This window comes from Amycolatopsis sp. NPDC043885, from assembly GCF_056435685.1.
The window spans coordinates 132,361-146,556 of the sequence record NZ_JBWKEA010000010.1 but is presented as its reverse complement, the minus strand read 5'-3'; the positions used below and the strand labels follow the sequence as shown (position 1 = coordinate 146,556).

At 69.6% G+C, this 14,196-nt stretch carries 15 protein-coding genes; 5 read left to right on the top strand and 10 right to left on the bottom strand.

Annotated features, from left to right (window positions below):
- Positions 1-10: 10 nt before the first annotated feature.
- The 5 genes from AC069I_RS26875 to AC069I_RS26855 form a co-directional block, all read right to left on the bottom strand.
- A complete protein-coding gene (locus AC069I_RS26875) occupies positions 11-925 on the bottom strand; it encodes a LysR family transcriptional regulator (RefSeq protein WP_478224773.1) in 915 nt (304 codons plus the stop codon).
- Positions 922-2,103, bottom strand: coding sequence for a glycine C-acetyltransferase (locus AC069I_RS26870; protein ID WP_478224774.1), 1,182 nt, complete (start codon positions 2,101-2,103; stop codon positions 922-924). The genes AC069I_RS26875 and AC069I_RS26870 overlap by 4 nt, the downstream gene beginning before the upstream one ends.
- Positions 2,103-3,134 (bottom strand): L-threonine 3-dehydrogenase, encoded by a 1,032-nt coding sequence (tdh, locus tag AC069I_RS26865; protein ID WP_478224775.1) that lies wholly within the window; start codon positions 3,132-3,134, stop codon positions 2,103-2,105. Before tdh ends, AC069I_RS26870 begins: the two co-directional genes overlap by 1 nt.
- A 70-nt stretch (positions 3,135-3,204) precedes the next feature.
- Positions 3,205-3,837: a GNAT family N-acetyltransferase gene (locus AC069I_RS26860; protein ID WP_478266633.1), complete on the bottom strand. Its 633-nt coding sequence runs from the start codon at positions 3,835-3,837 to the stop codon at positions 3,205-3,207.
- A 55-nt stretch (positions 3,838-3,892) separates the two neighbouring features.
- Positions 3,893-4,573, bottom strand: coding sequence for a TetR/AcrR family transcriptional regulator (locus AC069I_RS26855; protein ID WP_478224777.1), 681 nt, complete (start codon positions 4,571-4,573; stop codon positions 3,893-3,895).
- 88 nt (positions 4,574-4,661) lie between these two features.
- Between AC069I_RS26855 and AC069I_RS26850 the strand changes: the two genes are divergently transcribed.
- Entirely contained in the window at positions 4,662-5,417 is a 756-nt protein-coding gene (locus tag AC069I_RS26850) for a sigma-70 family RNA polymerase sigma factor (RefSeq protein WP_478224778.1), read from the top strand.
- Between the two features lie 6 nt (positions 5,418-5,423).
- Here AC069I_RS26850 and AC069I_RS26845 read toward each other — a convergent pair whose 3' ends face one another.
- Entirely contained in the window at positions 5,424-7,163 is a 1,740-nt protein-coding gene (locus AC069I_RS26845; RefSeq protein WP_478266632.1) for an ABC transporter ATP-binding protein, read from the bottom strand.
- A gap of 74 nt (positions 7,164-7,237) precedes the next feature.
- Between AC069I_RS26845 and AC069I_RS26840 the strand changes: the two genes are divergently transcribed.
- Together AC069I_RS26840 and AC069I_RS26835 are read left to right on the top strand one after the other, a co-directional pair.
- Complete coding sequence (locus tag AC069I_RS26840; protein WP_478266631.1) at positions 7,238-7,807, top strand: TetR/AcrR family transcriptional regulator; 570 nt, start codon at positions 7,238-7,240, stop codon at positions 7,805-7,807.
- Between the two features lie 52 nt (positions 7,808-7,859).
- Positions 7,860-8,729, top strand: coding sequence for a lysostaphin resistance A-like protein (locus AC069I_RS26835; RefSeq protein WP_478266630.1), 870 nt, complete (start codon positions 7,860-7,862; stop codon positions 8,727-8,729).
- A gap of 70 nt (positions 8,730-8,799) precedes the next feature.
- Here the strand turns inward: AC069I_RS26835 and AC069I_RS26830 are convergent, their stop codons facing one another.
- Positions 8,800-9,849, bottom strand: coding sequence for an NAD(P)-dependent alcohol dehydrogenase (locus AC069I_RS26830; protein WP_478266629.1), 1,050 nt, complete (start codon positions 9,847-9,849; stop codon positions 8,800-8,802).
- An 88-nt stretch (positions 9,850-9,937) separates the two neighbouring features.
- Here AC069I_RS26830 and AC069I_RS26825 point away from each other — a divergent pair, with 88 nt between their 5' ends.
- Both AC069I_RS26825 and AC069I_RS26820 read left to right on the top strand, forming a co-directional pair.
- On the top strand, positions 9,938-10,540 hold the full coding sequence (locus AC069I_RS26825; RefSeq protein ID WP_478224782.1) for a TetR/AcrR family transcriptional regulator: 603 nt from the start codon (positions 9,938-9,940) through the stop codon (positions 10,538-10,540).
- Positions 10,541-10,629: 89 nt separating this feature from the next.
- The gene (locus AC069I_RS26820) at positions 10,630-11,985 is read left to right on the top strand and encodes an MFS transporter (RefSeq protein WP_478266628.1); all 1,356 of its coding nucleotides are present in this window, start codon (positions 10,630-10,632) and stop codon (positions 11,983-11,985) included.
- 6 nt (positions 11,986-11,991) lie between these two features.
- Here AC069I_RS26820 and AC069I_RS26815 read toward each other — a convergent pair whose 3' ends face one another.
- The 3 genes from AC069I_RS26815 to AC069I_RS26805 all read right to left on the bottom strand — a co-directional run bounded on the left by AC069I_RS26815 (position 11,992) and on the right by AC069I_RS26805 (position 14,000).
- Positions 11,992-12,453 carry an ATP-binding protein gene (locus tag AC069I_RS26815; RefSeq protein WP_340685645.1) on the bottom strand — a complete coding sequence of 154 codons (462 nt, stop codon included), beginning with the start codon at positions 12,451-12,453 and terminating at the stop codon, positions 11,992-11,994.
- Positions 12,454-12,555: 102 nt separating this feature from the next.
- Positions 12,556-13,167, bottom strand: coding sequence for a TetR/AcrR family transcriptional regulator (locus tag AC069I_RS26810; protein ID WP_478224784.1), 612 nt, complete (start codon positions 13,165-13,167; stop codon positions 12,556-12,558).
- Positions 13,167-14,000: a class I SAM-dependent methyltransferase gene (locus AC069I_RS26805; protein ID WP_478224785.1), complete on the bottom strand. Its 834-nt coding sequence runs from the start codon at positions 13,998-14,000 to the stop codon at positions 13,167-13,169. Before AC069I_RS26805 ends, AC069I_RS26810 begins: the two co-directional genes overlap by 1 nt.
- Positions 14,001-14,196 lie beyond the last annotated feature (196 nt).

Sequence of the window (14,196 nt, the reverse complement as noted above, 5' to 3'; positions counted from 1 at the left end):
TGCCAAGATCCTAAGTGCGACCACCCCGGTCCGCATTCGCATGGCCAGGCGCCGCGTCCAGCAGCGCGGCGAGCACGGTCTTGAGCAGCGGGTGGTCCGCGCTCCCCCGCCGGACGGCGGCGAACACGCGGCGCAGCGGCGGCTCGCCGCGCAACGGGACGGCGACAGCGCCGGGCACGGCGGCGAAAGCGTTGCGCGGCACCAGTGCCACGCCCTCGCCCGCGGCGACCAGGGTGGTGATCGCGTGGAAGTCGTCGGACACGTGCCGGATCGCCGGGTTGGCGCAGACGATCATCAGCACGTCACGGCACGGATTTCCGGGTTTCGGCGCGATCCACTCGTCGTCGGCGAGTTCGTCGATGTCCACTTCGGACGCTTCCGCGAGCCGGTGCGCTGTGGGCAGCACGACGTCGAAGGGCTCCACGTACAGGGGGAACCGGGTGAGCCTGCTTTCATCCGTCCGTGGCGAGAGCCGATACTCCTCGGTGATCGCCAGATCGACCTCGCCGTCGAGCAGCAGCGGGATGCTCGCGTGCCCCTCGACGTCCTGCACCTGCATGGTGACCCCTGGCGACCCGGCACGCAGCGAGGCGATCGCCGGCGCCACGACCATCGTGATGGCGGAGGCGAAACTCGCCAGCCGCACCAGGCCCTGTACGCCGGAATCGAGCGCGGCCAGCGTCGCCCGCGCCCGTTCCAGTTCGGCGGCGACGGCGTTGGCGTGCACCACCATCAGTTCACCCGCCGGGGTCAGCGAAACCCGCCTGCCCCGGCGGCGAAGCAGCTGCTGGCCGCACTCGGCTTCGAGTGCGGCCAGCTGCTGGGAGACCGCGGACGGCGTCAGGTGCAGCGCCTGGCCCGCCGCCGTCACGGTGCCGTGGTCGGCGAGGGCGCGCAGTACGCGCAGCCGTCGCGGATCGATCATTCGTCCATCATGGACCTTGCCGTCACGAACGCGTCGACGGCCCGGTTGACGTCGTCGGCCGAGTGCGCCGCCGACATCTGCGTCCGGATCCGGGCCTTGCCGTGCGGCACCACCGGGTAGGAGAACCCGATCACGTAGATGCCCTGGTCGAGCAGCAGATCCGCCATCTTGCCCGCCTTGGCGGCGTCGCCGATCATCACCGGGATGATCGGGTGCTCGCCCGGGAGCAGGTCGAAACCGGCCTCGGTCATCCGTCGCCGGAACAGCTCCGTGTTGGCGCGCAGCTTGCCCAGCAGTTCACCCGACTCGTCCAGCAGCTCCAGCGTGGCGAGCGCGGCCGCGGTGATCGACGGCGCCAGCGAGTTCGAGAACAGGTACGGCCGCGAACGCTGCCGGAGCATCTCGACGATTTCCGCACGACCCGAGGTGTAACCGCCGCTCGCGCCGCCCAGCGCCTTGCCGAGGGTGCCGGTCAGCACGTCGACCTTGTCCTGGACGCCGAACAGCTCGGGCGTGCCGCGACCGGTCGGCCCGGTGAAACCGACGGCGTGCGAGTCGTCGACCATCACCAGCGCGTCGTAGCGCTCGGCCAGCTCACAGATCTCGTCGAGCGGCGCTAGATAGCCGTCCATCGAGAACACGCCGTCCGTGGCGATCATCCGGTACCGCGCGCCGGACGCCTCCTTGAGCCGGGCTTCCAGATCCGCGACGTCACGGTTGCGGTAGCGCATCCGCTTCGCCTTGCACAGCCGGACGCCGTCGATGATCGACGCGTGGTTGAGCTCGTCGGAGATGATGACGTCCTGGTCCGTCAGCAGCGTCTCGAAGAGCCCCGCGTTGGCGTCGAAACAGGAGCTGTAGAGGATCGTGTCCTCGGTGCCGAGGAACTCCGACAGCTTCGCTTCGAGCTCCTTGTGCGGCTGCTGGGTCCCGCAGATGAACCGCACCGACGCCATGCCGAAGCCCCAGCGGTCCAGCGCCTCTTGCGCGGCCTTGATCAGCTTGGGGTGGTCGGCGAGGCCGAGGTAGTTGTTGGCGCAGAAGTTGAGGACGTCGCCGTCGCCGACGCTGACCGAAGCCCGTTGCGGTCCCTGGATCACCCGCTCGCCCTTGTACAGCCCGGCTTCCCGGATCTCGGCGAGCCCGGCCTTGAGGTCGTCGCGCATCGCGCCGTACATCAGTTCTCCGTCCAGTCCAGAATGACCTTGCCGCAGCGGCCTTCCCTGGCCGTCGCGAACGCCTTCTCGTGTTCGGTGTAGCCGAACCGGTGGGTGATCACCGGCGAGATGTCCAGCCCGGCCTGCAGCAGGACGGACATCGAGTACCACGTCTCGAACATCTCGCGCCCGTAGATCCCCTTGAGCTGGATCATCTTGAGCACCACGGACGCGATGTCGACCGACACGTCGGAAGCGGGGAGGCCGAGCAGTGCCACGCGCCCGCCGTGCGACATGTTCGCGATCATGTCGCGCAGCGCCTCGGGCCGCCCGCTCATCTCCATACCGACGTCGAAGCCCTCGGCCATGCCGAGCCGCTTCTGCGCGTCGGCGATCGTCGCGGAGGAGACGTCCAGCGCGAGATCGACGCCGACCTTGCGGGCCAGCTCCAGCCGGTGCTCGCTGACGTCGGTGACGACCACGTTGCGCGCGCCCGCGTGGCGCGCGATGGCGGCGGCCATGATGCCGATCGGGCCGGCGCCGGTGACCAGCACGTCCTCGCCGATGACGGGGAAGGACAGCGCGGTGTGCACGGCGTTGCCGAGCGGGTCGAAGATCGCGGCGATGTCGAGGTCGACCTTGGTGCGGTGCACCCAGGCGTTCTGCTCGGGCAGGACGGCGTACTGCGCGAACGCGCCGTCGGTGTGCACGCCGAGGCCCTTGGTCCTGGCGCACAGGTGGCGCCGCCCGGCCTTGCAGTTGCGGCAGCTTCCGCAGACCAGGTGCCCCTCGCCGCTGACCAGGTCGCCCACCTTGACCGTCGTCACCGAGCGGCCGATCTCGACCACCTCGCCGACGAACTCGTGCCCGATGACCAGCGGCGCGGCGATGGTGCGCGCCGCCCAGTCGTCCCAGGAGTCGATGTGCAGATCGGTGCCGCAGATCCCGGCGCGCAGCACACGGACGGCGACGTCGCCGGGGCCGACGGCGGGGTCCGGCACGTCGGTGAGTTCCAGCCCGGGTGCTCGGTCGGCTTTGACCAATGCCTTCATGGCGCGAAGTCTGGCCCGCCCGTGCTGTTCAGTCCATCGCGAGTTTCTGAAATCCCTCGTTAGCGGGTCTTCACAAGGAGCCCGGCACCCGGACCGACACGAAGTCCGGCCGCGGCATCACCTCGAAACCGATCGACCGGTAAAGCCGGATCGCCGAGGTGTTCGCCGCCGCCGCGCGGATGAGCCGGGTCGCCAGCCCTTGGCCGCGATACGCCGGATCGGTGCAGACCGCGCTGATCTCGGTCCAGCCGGGTGGGTGCATCCGCTCCCCCGCCATCGCGACCAGCTCGCCGTCGCGCCGGATGCCCAGATATGTCCCCAATTCGATGGTCCGTTTCCGGAACGGTCCCGGCTTGGTCCGCTCCACGAAGTCGAGCATCTCCGGGACGTCGTCCGGCCCCAGTACGACGGCTTCGGGATCTTCGGCGGCTTCGAGCGCGACGTCGACCAGCCGGACTCCGGCGATCCTGCCGAGGACTTCCCAGTCCACCGGGACGGGCAGCGCGTTGTGGACGGTGACCGTCTGGCCGGGACCCGCCAGCACGGCGACATCAACCCACATGCCGTCGTCCGGCTCGGGCGGCAGGGCGTAGAAGGGCGCGACGTCGACCTGATAGCGCAGCACCTGTCCGAAGCGCTCCGCGAAGTGGGCGTGCGGCCCGGTCAGCGAAGCCCAGGCCGGGTCGTCGAAAGGGGTGACCATGACCGCTCCGACAGCGGACGGCGGGCTTTCATTCCCGCTTCCACATCCTGAGCGCTCAGGTACCCGGCACCAGCAGCGGCGAGTGGGGATCGAGTTCGATCCCGCGTTCACGGAGCGTGTCGTCGATGACCCGCCAGATCCATCGCACCAGCAGGGCCGCGAGCTCCGGCAACTCGATGCCACCCGGGTTCTCCAGCCAGCGCGCGGCACTCGCGTCGACGAGGCCGACCAGCCCGAAGGCGAGCGGTTCGGCGATCCGGCCGTCGAGGTCGAAGGTGTCGAGGTAGTGCTCGAACAGGATGGTGAGCTGCCGGGCGATCGCCGTTTTGACGTCGGTGATGGCGTCGCCGCGCCGCCCGGCCTGGGAATGCCTGGCGAGATAGCGGTAGAGGTTCCCGTGTTCGGCGAGCCAGCCGGTATGCGCGCCCACCGCGATGGTGATCAGCTGCATCGGAGTCCCGCTGGGGTCCCACAGCGGGGCCAGTTCGGCGGTGATGAGGCGGACGGCGCGGTCGGCGATCGCGCGCTGCAGGTCGGCGGCATCGTCGAAATGCTTGTACACCCGGGTTCTCGCCACCCCCGCCTCGTCGGCGATCTGCTCGGTGGAGACCTCCGGACCGTGCGCGGCGATCGCGCGCAGCGCCGCGTCGACGAACTCCCGTCGACGGCGCTCACGCTGTCCCGCCCAGCGCGCCGCGCGGCCGTCCGGCCTCGGCGCGTCGGCTTCAGGCGTCATCCCCCGGAGTTTATCGGCGGCCGGTTAACCGGTACACTGCCGTACCCGTTACTTCGGGTATGCAGATCGGCCCGTCCGGGAGACCGCGATGAGGGAAGACGTCGACACCACGGCGGACGCCACGCTGCTCGACGCCTTCCGCGCCGGTGACATCGCCGCCGGCGAGACCCTTTTCCGGCGGCACGCCGAGCCGCTGCGCCGGATCGCCGCGGGCTGGGTCTCCGAGCCCGCCGAACGGGACGACCTCGTGGCCGAAGCCTTCGTGCGGGTCCTGAGCGTCATCCGCGACGGCGGCGGCCCGCGGGAGAACCTCCGCCCCTATCTCGCGGTCACCATCCGGAATCTCGCGGCCAAATGGAGCCACCACCACAAGCGGGTCGAGCTGTACGGCACGACCCCGGCGGTCGAAGAGGCCGCCGGGACGATCGGCGCGGAGGAACTCCTCATCCTCCGCTCGAACGCCCGGCTGGCCTGGACCGCCTATTGCGCACTCCCGGGCCGCTGGCGGACAGTGCTTTGGCGGACCGAAGCCGAAGGCGACTCGCCGAAGGTGGTCGCTCCGCTGTTGGGAGTCTCGCCCAACGGCGCCTCCGTCCTGGCCCTGCGTGCCCGCGAAGGACTCCGACAGGCCTTCTTGCAGGCGCAGGTCCCCGAAACGGGAACGCCGTGCTGCCAGGAGGCGCGGCGCCGGATGGGCGCGTGGCTCCGCGGCGGTGTGCCGGGCCGCCGGGCGGACCTGATCGCCGCGCATCTGGCGGGCTGCGAATCCTGCCGCACCGTCGCCACCCGGCTCGACGAGATCAACCGCGAGATGCCGCCGGGTGTCCGCGCCGTCTCCGCCTGAACCCGATCAGCCGGGGACAGGGGCGCCCTCCCCCGCGATCCGCAGCGCCTCCACCAGCTCCCGGTACAGCGTGTCGGTGGCGAGCAGGTGCTCATGACTACCGCTCGCCCGGACGCGGCCTTCCTCCATCACCACGATGGTGTCCGCGTCGATCACCGTGGACAGCCGGTGCGCCACGGTGACCACGGCGCCCTCGCGGGCCAGCCGCCGGATGCAGTCGTGGATCGCGCTCTCGGTCCGGCCGTCGACCTGCGCGGTCGCCTCGTCCAGCAGCACCACGTCCGGCGTGCGCAGGATCGCCCTGGCCAGCGCGATCCGCTGCCGTTCCCCGCCGGATACCGAGGTCGACGAAAGCGGCGTGTCCAGTCCGTCGTCGAGCGCGGCGATCTTGTCGCTCAGCCGGACCTCTTCGAGCGCCCGCCGCACCTCTTCCTCGGTCGCGTCGGGGTGGGTGAAGAGCAGGTTCTCCCGGATCGTCCCCGGCACGATCGGCGTCTCCTGCTCGACGTAGGCCAGCCGGGTCCGCACATCCGCGTACGGCAGGTCCGCGTACTCGCGTCCGTCCAGCAGCAGTGAACCCGACTCCGGCCGCACGAACCGCATGATCAGCGACAGCATCGTGGTCTTGCCCGCGCCGGACGGCCCGACGATCGCGGTGTGCCCGCGCCTCGGGATCTTCAGCGACACTTGCCGCAGCGCCGGGTCGCCGCCGTAGCCCGCGGTCACCCCGCGCAGTTCCAGTACCGGGCCGCCCTGCTCGCCCGACGGCTCCGTCCGGGCGGGCGCCCGGTCCTCTTCCACCTCGAGCGCGTCCATCTCCCGGATCCGCCCGGCCGCGGCGATCCCCGCCTGCAACGCGGTCATGTTCTGGCTCAGTTCGGTGATCGGCTCCATCAGCGCGAACGCGTACAGCAGGAACGCGATGAGGCTCGACACCTCGAGCAGGCCCGCGCCGACCCGCCAGGCGCCGAGGCCGAGGATCACCAGCGTTGCGGCCTGGATCCCCGTCCAGGCCACCACCCAGGCGACGGCCTCCCGCCGCACCGCGCGGACACCGTGCGCGGCGGCGGCTTCCGCGTCGACCAGGATCCGCTCGGACTGCCGGGCTTCGGCGCGGCTGGCCTTCACCGTGCGGATCGCCCGCAGCGCGCCTTCGAGGACGCCGCCGAGACGGCCTACGCGGTCCTGCGCCTTCTCCTGTTCCTTCGCGATGGCCGGCATGAGCCACGTGAACAACGCGATCACCACGAGCACGGCCGCCACCGTCGTCGCCAGCAGCACCGGGTCGAGCACGCTCATCAGCACCAGGGTGCCGACGAGCATCACCACGCCGTTGATCAGGCCGATCACGCTGGACGACGCCGCCTCGCGCAGGAGCACCGTGTCCGAGGTGACGCGGGTGATCAATTCCCCCGTCGGCCGCTTCGTGATCGCCGGGATCGTCGCGCGGAAGAACCGCCGCACCATCGATTCCCGCGCCTTCAGCACCACCCGCTCGCCGACGGTGCCGAGCAGGATCCATTGCCCCAGCCAGATCACCGCGCCGACCACCATCAGGCCCGCCAACGCCAGCACGGGGCCCGCCAGCGACGCCGACGAACCGAGTGAGTCGAGCACCCACTTCGTGACCATGGGGGTGGCGAGACCGGCCGCCGAACCGAGCAGGGCGAGGACCAGGCCGATCGCGAGTGCCCCCTTGTGCGGTCGCGCGAACGACCACAGCACCTTCAATCGTGGAGTGTTCATGGTTCTCAATGGAACACGAGTGTTCTAAAATCGTCAAACGAGTTCCATATCGGGAGCGAGGTACGGTACCGGCCATGAGTGAGGGTGTGGTCACCGAGACGGGTGTCCGGGCGAGGACCCGGCGCGCGATCCTGGACGCGGCCATCGAGACGTTGACCAAGCAACCGAGCGCCACGCTGGCCGACATCGCGGCGGCGGCGAACGTCGGGCGCACCACGGTGCACCGGTACTTCGCGGAGCGTTCGGACCTGATCGACGCCATCAGTCACGACGCGCTGGACAAGATCTCCCAGAGCACCGAACGGGTCCGGCTCGACGACGGCCCGGTCCCGGCGGTGCTCGCCCGGCTGTGCCAGGAGTACTTCGAGCACGCCGACATCTTCCAGTTGCTGTTCACCATGCCGGATCTGGTGACCCGGCCGGAATGGGCGGAGGAGAGCGACGACGACCGTCGCCTGCTGCGGCTCATCGAACGCGGGCACGCCGAGGGCTCGATCGATCCGGCGATGACGAAGGAGTGGTTGCTGCAACTGCTCTGGAGCCTGCTCTACACGGCGTGGGAACTGGTGCGTGAGAAGACGCCGAAGCACGAGGCGCTCACGTTGTGCCTGCGCAGCCTGGAAAAGGTCATCGCGGTCGGCTGAAGTCCTCCGAAGTGATGACGCGGACTCGCGCGGCTTCGAAGATCCTGTCCCGGTGACAGAAAAACCGGTACGCGCCTGGGGAATCCTCTTCGGCGGGCTCGCGGTGTTCGTGGCCGCACCCGCGCTGCTGCTGGCGACCGGGCACGGCACGATCAAGCCGTCCGCGGATTCGGACAAGGCGCTTTCCCTTGCCGGAGCCCTGATTCCGGCGCTGGCCGGGATTCTGCTGACCCACGGGATCCCGCTCCACGCGCCGAAACTGCTCCCCGACGCGACCGACCGGGGCAGACTCCGGAAGCAGGCGACGGCCTTGGCGCTCATCGCTTTCCTGTGGTCGCCGGCGTTGTTCCTGGTTTCGGCCGCGGGTCAACAGGCGCTGGTCCGCGACATCTGGGCGCTCGCCAAGCCGTTCGTGTTCTTGGTGCTGCCGCTGCTTCTCCTGCGTACGCGAGGGGAACCCGATCCGTTCCGGCTGACGTGGCTGCCCCAGCAGACCTGGCGATGGCTCGCGCCGATTCCGGCGGTGCTCGTGTTCGGCTGGCTCTCCGTCCTCGGCCCGCTCGCGCCGCCGCTCCCCACCGCGGAGGACTACCCGGATCCGGTATACCTGGCCGTCGGCGCCACGCTGACCTTCTTCACCGCGAACGTCCTCGAAGAGGTCTTCTTCCGCGGCATGCTGCAGACCCGGCTGGAGGCGCTTTTCGGGCGGTGGCCGGGAATCCTGCTGTCGGCCCTGTTGTTCGCCTGGTTGCACCTGCCGACGCACGGACAGGGCTCACTCCCGCTCACCCTGGGCGCGATCGTGGCCTTCCAAGGGTTCTTCGGCCTGTTCGCCGGCTATCTGTGGTCGCGCTACCGCAACCTGTGGGCGCCGATCGCCGCGCACACGGCGATGAACACCCTGCCCCTGTTGCTGATGTGAGCCCGCGGCCACTCGTGAGTGGTAAGGACGGTTAGAACCGTCCTTACCACTCACGAGCCGGTTGGGCGGATCAGGCGCCGATGGTCGCCGCGTCGATGACGAACCGGTACCGGACGTCGCTGTTCTCGACCCGGTCGTAGGCCACGTTCACCTGGTCGGCCGAGATCGTCTCGATCTCCGCGCCGATCCCGTGCTCGGCGCAGAAGTCGAGCATCTCCTGGGTCTCGGCGATTCCGCCGATCATCGAACCGGCGAGCACCCTGTTCCCGCCGAGCAGCGAGAAGGCGTTGTAGGACAACGGTTCGCCGGGCGCACCGACGTTCACCATCGCCCCGCCGACCCGCAGCATGCCGAGGTAGGAATCGACGGGCAGCGTCGCGGAAACGGTGTTGAGGATCAGGTCGAAACGGCCGCGCAGCGTCTTGAACGTCGACGCGTCACCGGTCGCGAAGTAGTACTTCGCACCCAGCTTCAGGCCGTCTTCCTGCTTCTTCAGGCTCTGGCTGAGCACGGTGACCTCGGCGCCCATGGCGGCCGCGATCTTGACCGCCATGTGGCCGAGCCCGCCGAGGCCGACGACGGCGACCTTCTTTCCCGGCCCGGCGCCCCAGCGGTTCAGCGGGGAGTAGGTGGTGATGCCCGCGCACAGCAGCGGAGCGGCGACGTCGAGGCCGATCCCTTCCGGGATACGGCAGACGAAGGCGTCCTTCACGACGATCTGCCTGCTGTAACCGCCGTAGGTGTTCTCGCCGTCGAACCCGACACCGTTGTACGTCTGGATGTTCCCCTTGACGCAGAACTGCTCGGTGCCCGCGAGACAGTATTCGCACTCGCCACAGGAATCGACCATGCAACCGACCCCGACGCGGTCGCCGACCCGGTACTTCGTCACACCGGAGCCGACCGCCGCGACGACGCCGGCGATCTCGTGACCGGGGACCATCGGGAAGATCGCGCTGCCCCAGTCCTCCTTCACCTGGTGGATGTCGCTGTGGCAGATCCCCGCGTACGCGATGTCGATCAGCACGTCGTCCGGACGCAGGTCGCGACGCTCGATCGTCGTCGGCGACAGAGCGGCGCCCGGGGACGGCGCGGCGATGGCGTGCGTGGTCGTCGTCATGAAACCCTCCGAGAAACAGTGAGACCATGTAAGAGGTCACTTACAACGAGCGTAAGAGGGCTCTTACATATTCCGCGACCGGGACGGTGTGATCCACGACATGGGCGGCAAGTACCATCACGGCGACCTCCGCGCCGAACTCGTGCGGGTCTCGCTGGACCTGATCGCCGAACAGGGGCTCGGCGCGTTCTCGGTCGCCGAGGTCGCCAGGCGCGCGAAAGTCAGCCCGGGGGCGCCCTATCGACACTTCCCGGACAAGGAGAGCCTGCTGGCCGCGATCGCGGCCACCGTCGCCTGCCAGCTGGCCGACAGGGTGCAAGAAGCCATCGAGGCCGAGAGCGACCCCGTCGCCGCACTCGCCGCGGCCGCCGGCGCGTACACGGAATACCTCATCGAACGCCGGGCAGGGATGAACATCATCTACTCGGACGGCCTCCAGGGTCCCGAGCACGCCACCCTGCACGAGCAGACCCGCCGCCTGACCGACCAGTTCGTCATGCTCTGCCTGACCGTCGCGGACCGGCCGCAGGACGGGCTCGAACTGATGGAGCAGCTGTTCACGCAGGCGCACGGCTACGGCACGTTCTATCTCGATGGCGTCTTCACGAAACAGGGTTACTCCACGGAAGTCGTCGTCCGGAAGTCGGTAGAGGCCGCCCGCGCCGCCATCGAAGGCCGCGCGAAAATGTGACCTGTTTCACGTCTGATTTGTCCGATTACCGGGGCTCCCCGCGCCGACAGGATGCGAAGCGCAATCCTTTCGACAACGAGGAGAACCGCGTGAGCACCGGGCAAGAAGTCGGATCGTGGCGGGAACTGGGCCGCCATACGAGCACCGCGGCGGTATTGGCGGGTGGTGTGCTCGTCGGCGCGATCACCATCTACGTGGCGGCGAGCCTCCTGCCGACCGCCGTCCAGGACATCGGCGGGCGGACGCTGTACGCCTGGACCATGACGGCGTTCCTGGTCGCCCAGGTAGTCGCGACCATGCTGGTGGCCCGGGCCCTGTCCCGCTTCGGCGGTAAGGCTTCCTATCTGCTCGGTTTCGGTGTCTTCGCCGCGGGCTCGGTCCTGTGCGCGGCGAGCCCGTCGATGCCGGTCCTCCTGATCGGCCGCGGGGCACAGGGACTCGGCGCCGGCCTGCTGACCGGGCTGGGCTTCGCCCTGATCCATTCGGCGTTACCGCCACGGCTGTGGAGCCGGGGCAGCGCCCTGATCTCCGCGATGTTCGGGGTGGGGAACTTCGCGGGCCCCGCGCTCGGCGGTTTCTCGGCACAGTTCGGTTCATGGCGGTCGGCGTTCGCGATCCTCACCGTGGCCGCGGGAGTGCTGGCGATCTTCGTGCCCCGGGCGCTTCCCGCCGTCGGACCCCCGGCACAGTCGCCGCCGGTCCCGGTCGCTTCGCTGGCCCTGATCGTCGGCTCCGCCGGGGCGGTGAGCGTGGCCGGGATCCTGTCCGACGTCCTCGCGATGGCGGCCTTCATCGCGCTGGGTCTCGCACTCGTTGGCGCGTTCCTGGTGACGGAAAACCGTGCGGCGGCCAGTGTCCTGCCCGGTTCGGTGTACCGGCGGGGCTCACGGCTGCGGTGGATCTACCTGACCATCATGGTGCTGGCGTCCGGTGTCGCGGTGGAGACGTTCTTGCCGCTGTTCGGCCAGCGGCTGGGCGGGCTTCCGCCCGCGGCGGCGGGATTCTTCGCCGCCGCGCTGTCCTTGGGCTGGTCGGTGAGCCAGCTCGCCAGCGCTTCGTCGCGCAAGACACGGCGGCTCGTGCCGGCCGGGCCCGTCTGTCTCGCCGCCGGGTTCGCGCTGCTGGGGCTGCTGCAGACCGAGCAGCCGTCGCTACCCGTCGTACTCGCCTGGCTGCCGGTGCTCTTCCTCGGTGGCACCGGAATCGGCATCGCGATGCCTCATCTGTCCGTCGCGGCGATGACCTCCGCCCCGGACGGCGAGGGCGGGCAAGCGGCGGCCGCGATCGCGACGATCCTGACGATGTCGACCGCGTTCGGCGCGGCGGTCGCCGGTCTGCTGGTCAACTTCGGCGGCACTTCGGTGGTCACGTCGGCGAGGTGGCTGTTGTTCGGCTTCGCGGCCATCTCCGCGCTCGGCCTGCTCACCGCACGCCGCGCGGCCTGAGTCCGGTCAGTTCCGGGAGCGCCTCGTGCGCACGCGCGGGGGCGCTTCCGGACAACGGCCGTCGCACCGGATGTGCGCCCAGACGATCTTCCCGCCCCGCACCGGCTCGCGCCGGACGCCCCACTGCACCGCCACCCCGTCGACGACGAGCAGCCCGCGGCCGCGGGGATCCTCGATCTGCGAACACCGCGCCCGGGGTTGCTCGACACTGACGTCCGCGACCTCGATGCGCACCGCGCAGGGTGTCACGCCACGCCACAACTGGATGTGGCGCGCGCCACCCCCGTGCACGTACGCGTTGGCGACGAGTTCCGTCGCCGCCAGCAGGACGTCGTCGAGATGCTTCTCGCCGAGATCGGGAAGGCATCTGACCACCCAGGCACGCATGTCCGGCAACGCCCGTGGCGTCGTGGCTCGCAGGTCAAGCACCCAGGTTCCCGGCACCGGATGCTCCGCGATACTGATCATGGAGCCACCCTTCCCCGTCGCGCGCGGCCTCCCTGCTGAAGTCGCACATCCGGGTTACCCAGAACGCCCGCCGATCAACCCGTGTCGGACCCGACACTCCGATCATCGGGCCGCGATACCCTCCAGCACCGTCTTGACCACGGCTTCCACCTCCGGTGAACCGGTCACCGAGGGGCCGTGCGGAAGCAGAGCGGAGAGCACTGTTTCGTGGCAGACACCGACCAGCATCGCCGCCGCCGCGCCGACATCGCCGTCCAGCCTGCCCAGTTCCCTTTCCGCCCGCAGGTATCCGGCGAGACGATCGCGCCAGGTCTCGCCGTCGCCTGTCCGTTCCCCGAACCGCGCGAGCACGACGGGACGGGCCAGCAGCCCGGCGAACGCGGGCAGGATCTCCTTGTGCAGAGCCAACCCGTACGCCAGCTGGGCACGGAGATTGGCCTCGACCGTAGCCGAACCGGGCTCGGGCAGCTCGCCGAGTCCGGCTTCTACTCTCCGTACGTGTTCGGCCAATGCGTCGGCGAGCAACTCCTCCTTGTCGGCGAAATGGTTGTACAGCACGCCATCGGCGACTTCAGCCGCACGCGCGATCGCCCGCACCGTGAGTTCCGCGGTGCCTTGCGCGGAAATCAGGTCCGCGGCGGTGCCGATCAGGTGCTCGCGCAGGCTCCGGCCGTCTTCCGCCCGGCGCAGGGCGGCCGCTTTTCGCGGTGACATCAGGATTTCGCCCTGACCAGCCAGGCGGCGCCGCGCAACCGGACACCGCCGGAACCCTCGAAGGGCCGCAGCGCGACCGAAAGCGCCTCCCGCGCCCGCTTCGCCGCTTCGGCGCCGGCCAGATCGAGGTGGTACTTGACCGGCCCCCAGTCCGCGATGAACCCGGCCGCGTCGGGAACATCCCTTCCCCACACCTGGTCCGCCTCGACACGGTCGCAGGCGACATCGCGGAACCCGGCGCCGGTCAGCACCGAGCGAACCCGCGCCGGGTCTGCGAACGCCGTCGGGCCCGTGCCGTCCTCGCCGGTCGGGGTCGGCAGAAACGGCGCCAGTGCGCCGAAAACCGCACCGAGATCGGTTCCGGCGAGCGCGGTCATGCACAGAAAGGCGAGCCTGCCGCCCGGTTTCAGCGCCCGGCGGACGTTCGCGAAAGCGGCGACCGGATCGGCGAAGAACGTCACCGCGAACCGGCTGAGCGCGACGTCGAAAACCCCGTCCCCGAACGGGAAGACCTGGACGTCGCCCTGCTCGAACACCACGTTCGCGACACCTTCGGCCTCCGCGCGCGCCCGCGCCGTGGCGAGCATCGGCGCGGACAGGTCGATCCCGGTCGCGCCCCCGAGCGGAGCGCGGACGGCGGCGAGCCGGGTGACCTGCCCGTTGCCGCAGCCGATGTCGAGCACCCGGTCGCGCTCGCCGATTCCGGCGGCGTCGAACAGGAATTCGTTGAACCCGCTGTTCACCGCGTCGTAGCGCTCGTCGTGCTCGGCCCAGTGCCGTCCCTCGTACCCGTTCCACGCCTCCGACTGCGCGGTGTTGACGATGCCGGACATACCAGAACCTCCTCCGTTATGAACGTGCGTTCATGAACACGTGTTCATACTGGAGGAGGTCTGGTTCGCTCGTCAAGCGGCACATACGGGGTAGGGGTAAGGCTGAGTGGCGTCTCGGCACAGGGGTCGTGAGCGGCGATTCGGGTCAGCGGCTGCGCGTGAAGGCCCCCTTCCCTCGGCTCAGCCGAGGAAACTC

Coding starts and splice junctions, on each gene's coding strand:
- AC069I_RS26855 (WP_478224777.1), bottom strand. CDS start 4,573: ATGACGCCTGAAGCCGACGCGCCGAGGCCGGACGGCCGCGCGGCGCGC.
- AC069I_RS26840 (WP_478266631.1), top strand. CDS start 7,238: ATGAGTGAGGGTGTGGTCACCGAGACGGGTGTCCGGGCGAGGACCCGG.
- AC069I_RS26805 (WP_478224785.1), bottom strand. CDS start 14,000: ATGTCCGGCATCGTCAACACCGCGCAGTCGGAGGCGTGGAACGGGTAC.
- AC069I_RS26875 (WP_478224773.1), bottom strand. CDS start 925: ATGATCGATCCGCGACGGCTGCGCGTACTGCGCGCCCTCGCCGACCAC.
- AC069I_RS26870 (WP_478224774.1), bottom strand. CDS start 2,103: ATGTACGGCGCGATGCGCGACGACCTCAAGGCCGGGCTCGCCGAGATC.
- tdh (WP_478224775.1), bottom strand. CDS start 3,134: ATGAAGGCATTGGTCAAAGCCGACCGAGCACCCGGGCTGGAACTCACC.
- AC069I_RS26830 (WP_478266629.1), bottom strand. CDS start 9,849: ATGACGACGACCACGCACGCCATCGCCGCGCCGTCCCCGGGCGCCGCT.
- AC069I_RS26845 (WP_478266632.1), bottom strand. CDS start 7,163: ATGAACACTCCACGATTGAAGGTGCTGTGGTCGTTCGCGCGACCGCAC.
- AC069I_RS26810 (WP_478224784.1), bottom strand. CDS start 13,167: ATGTCACCGCGAAAAGCGGCCGCCCTGCGCCGGGCGGAAGACGGCCGG.
- AC069I_RS26850 (WP_478224778.1), top strand. CDS start 4,662: ATGAGGGAAGACGTCGACACCACGGCGGACGCCACGCTGCTCGACGCC.
- AC069I_RS26815 (WP_340685645.1), bottom strand. CDS start 12,453: ATGATCAGTATCGCGGAGCATCCGGTGCCGGGAACCTGGGTGCTTGAC.
- AC069I_RS26860 (WP_478266633.1), bottom strand. CDS start 3,837: ATGGTCACCCCTTTCGACGACCCGGCCTGGGCTTCGCTGACCGGGCCG.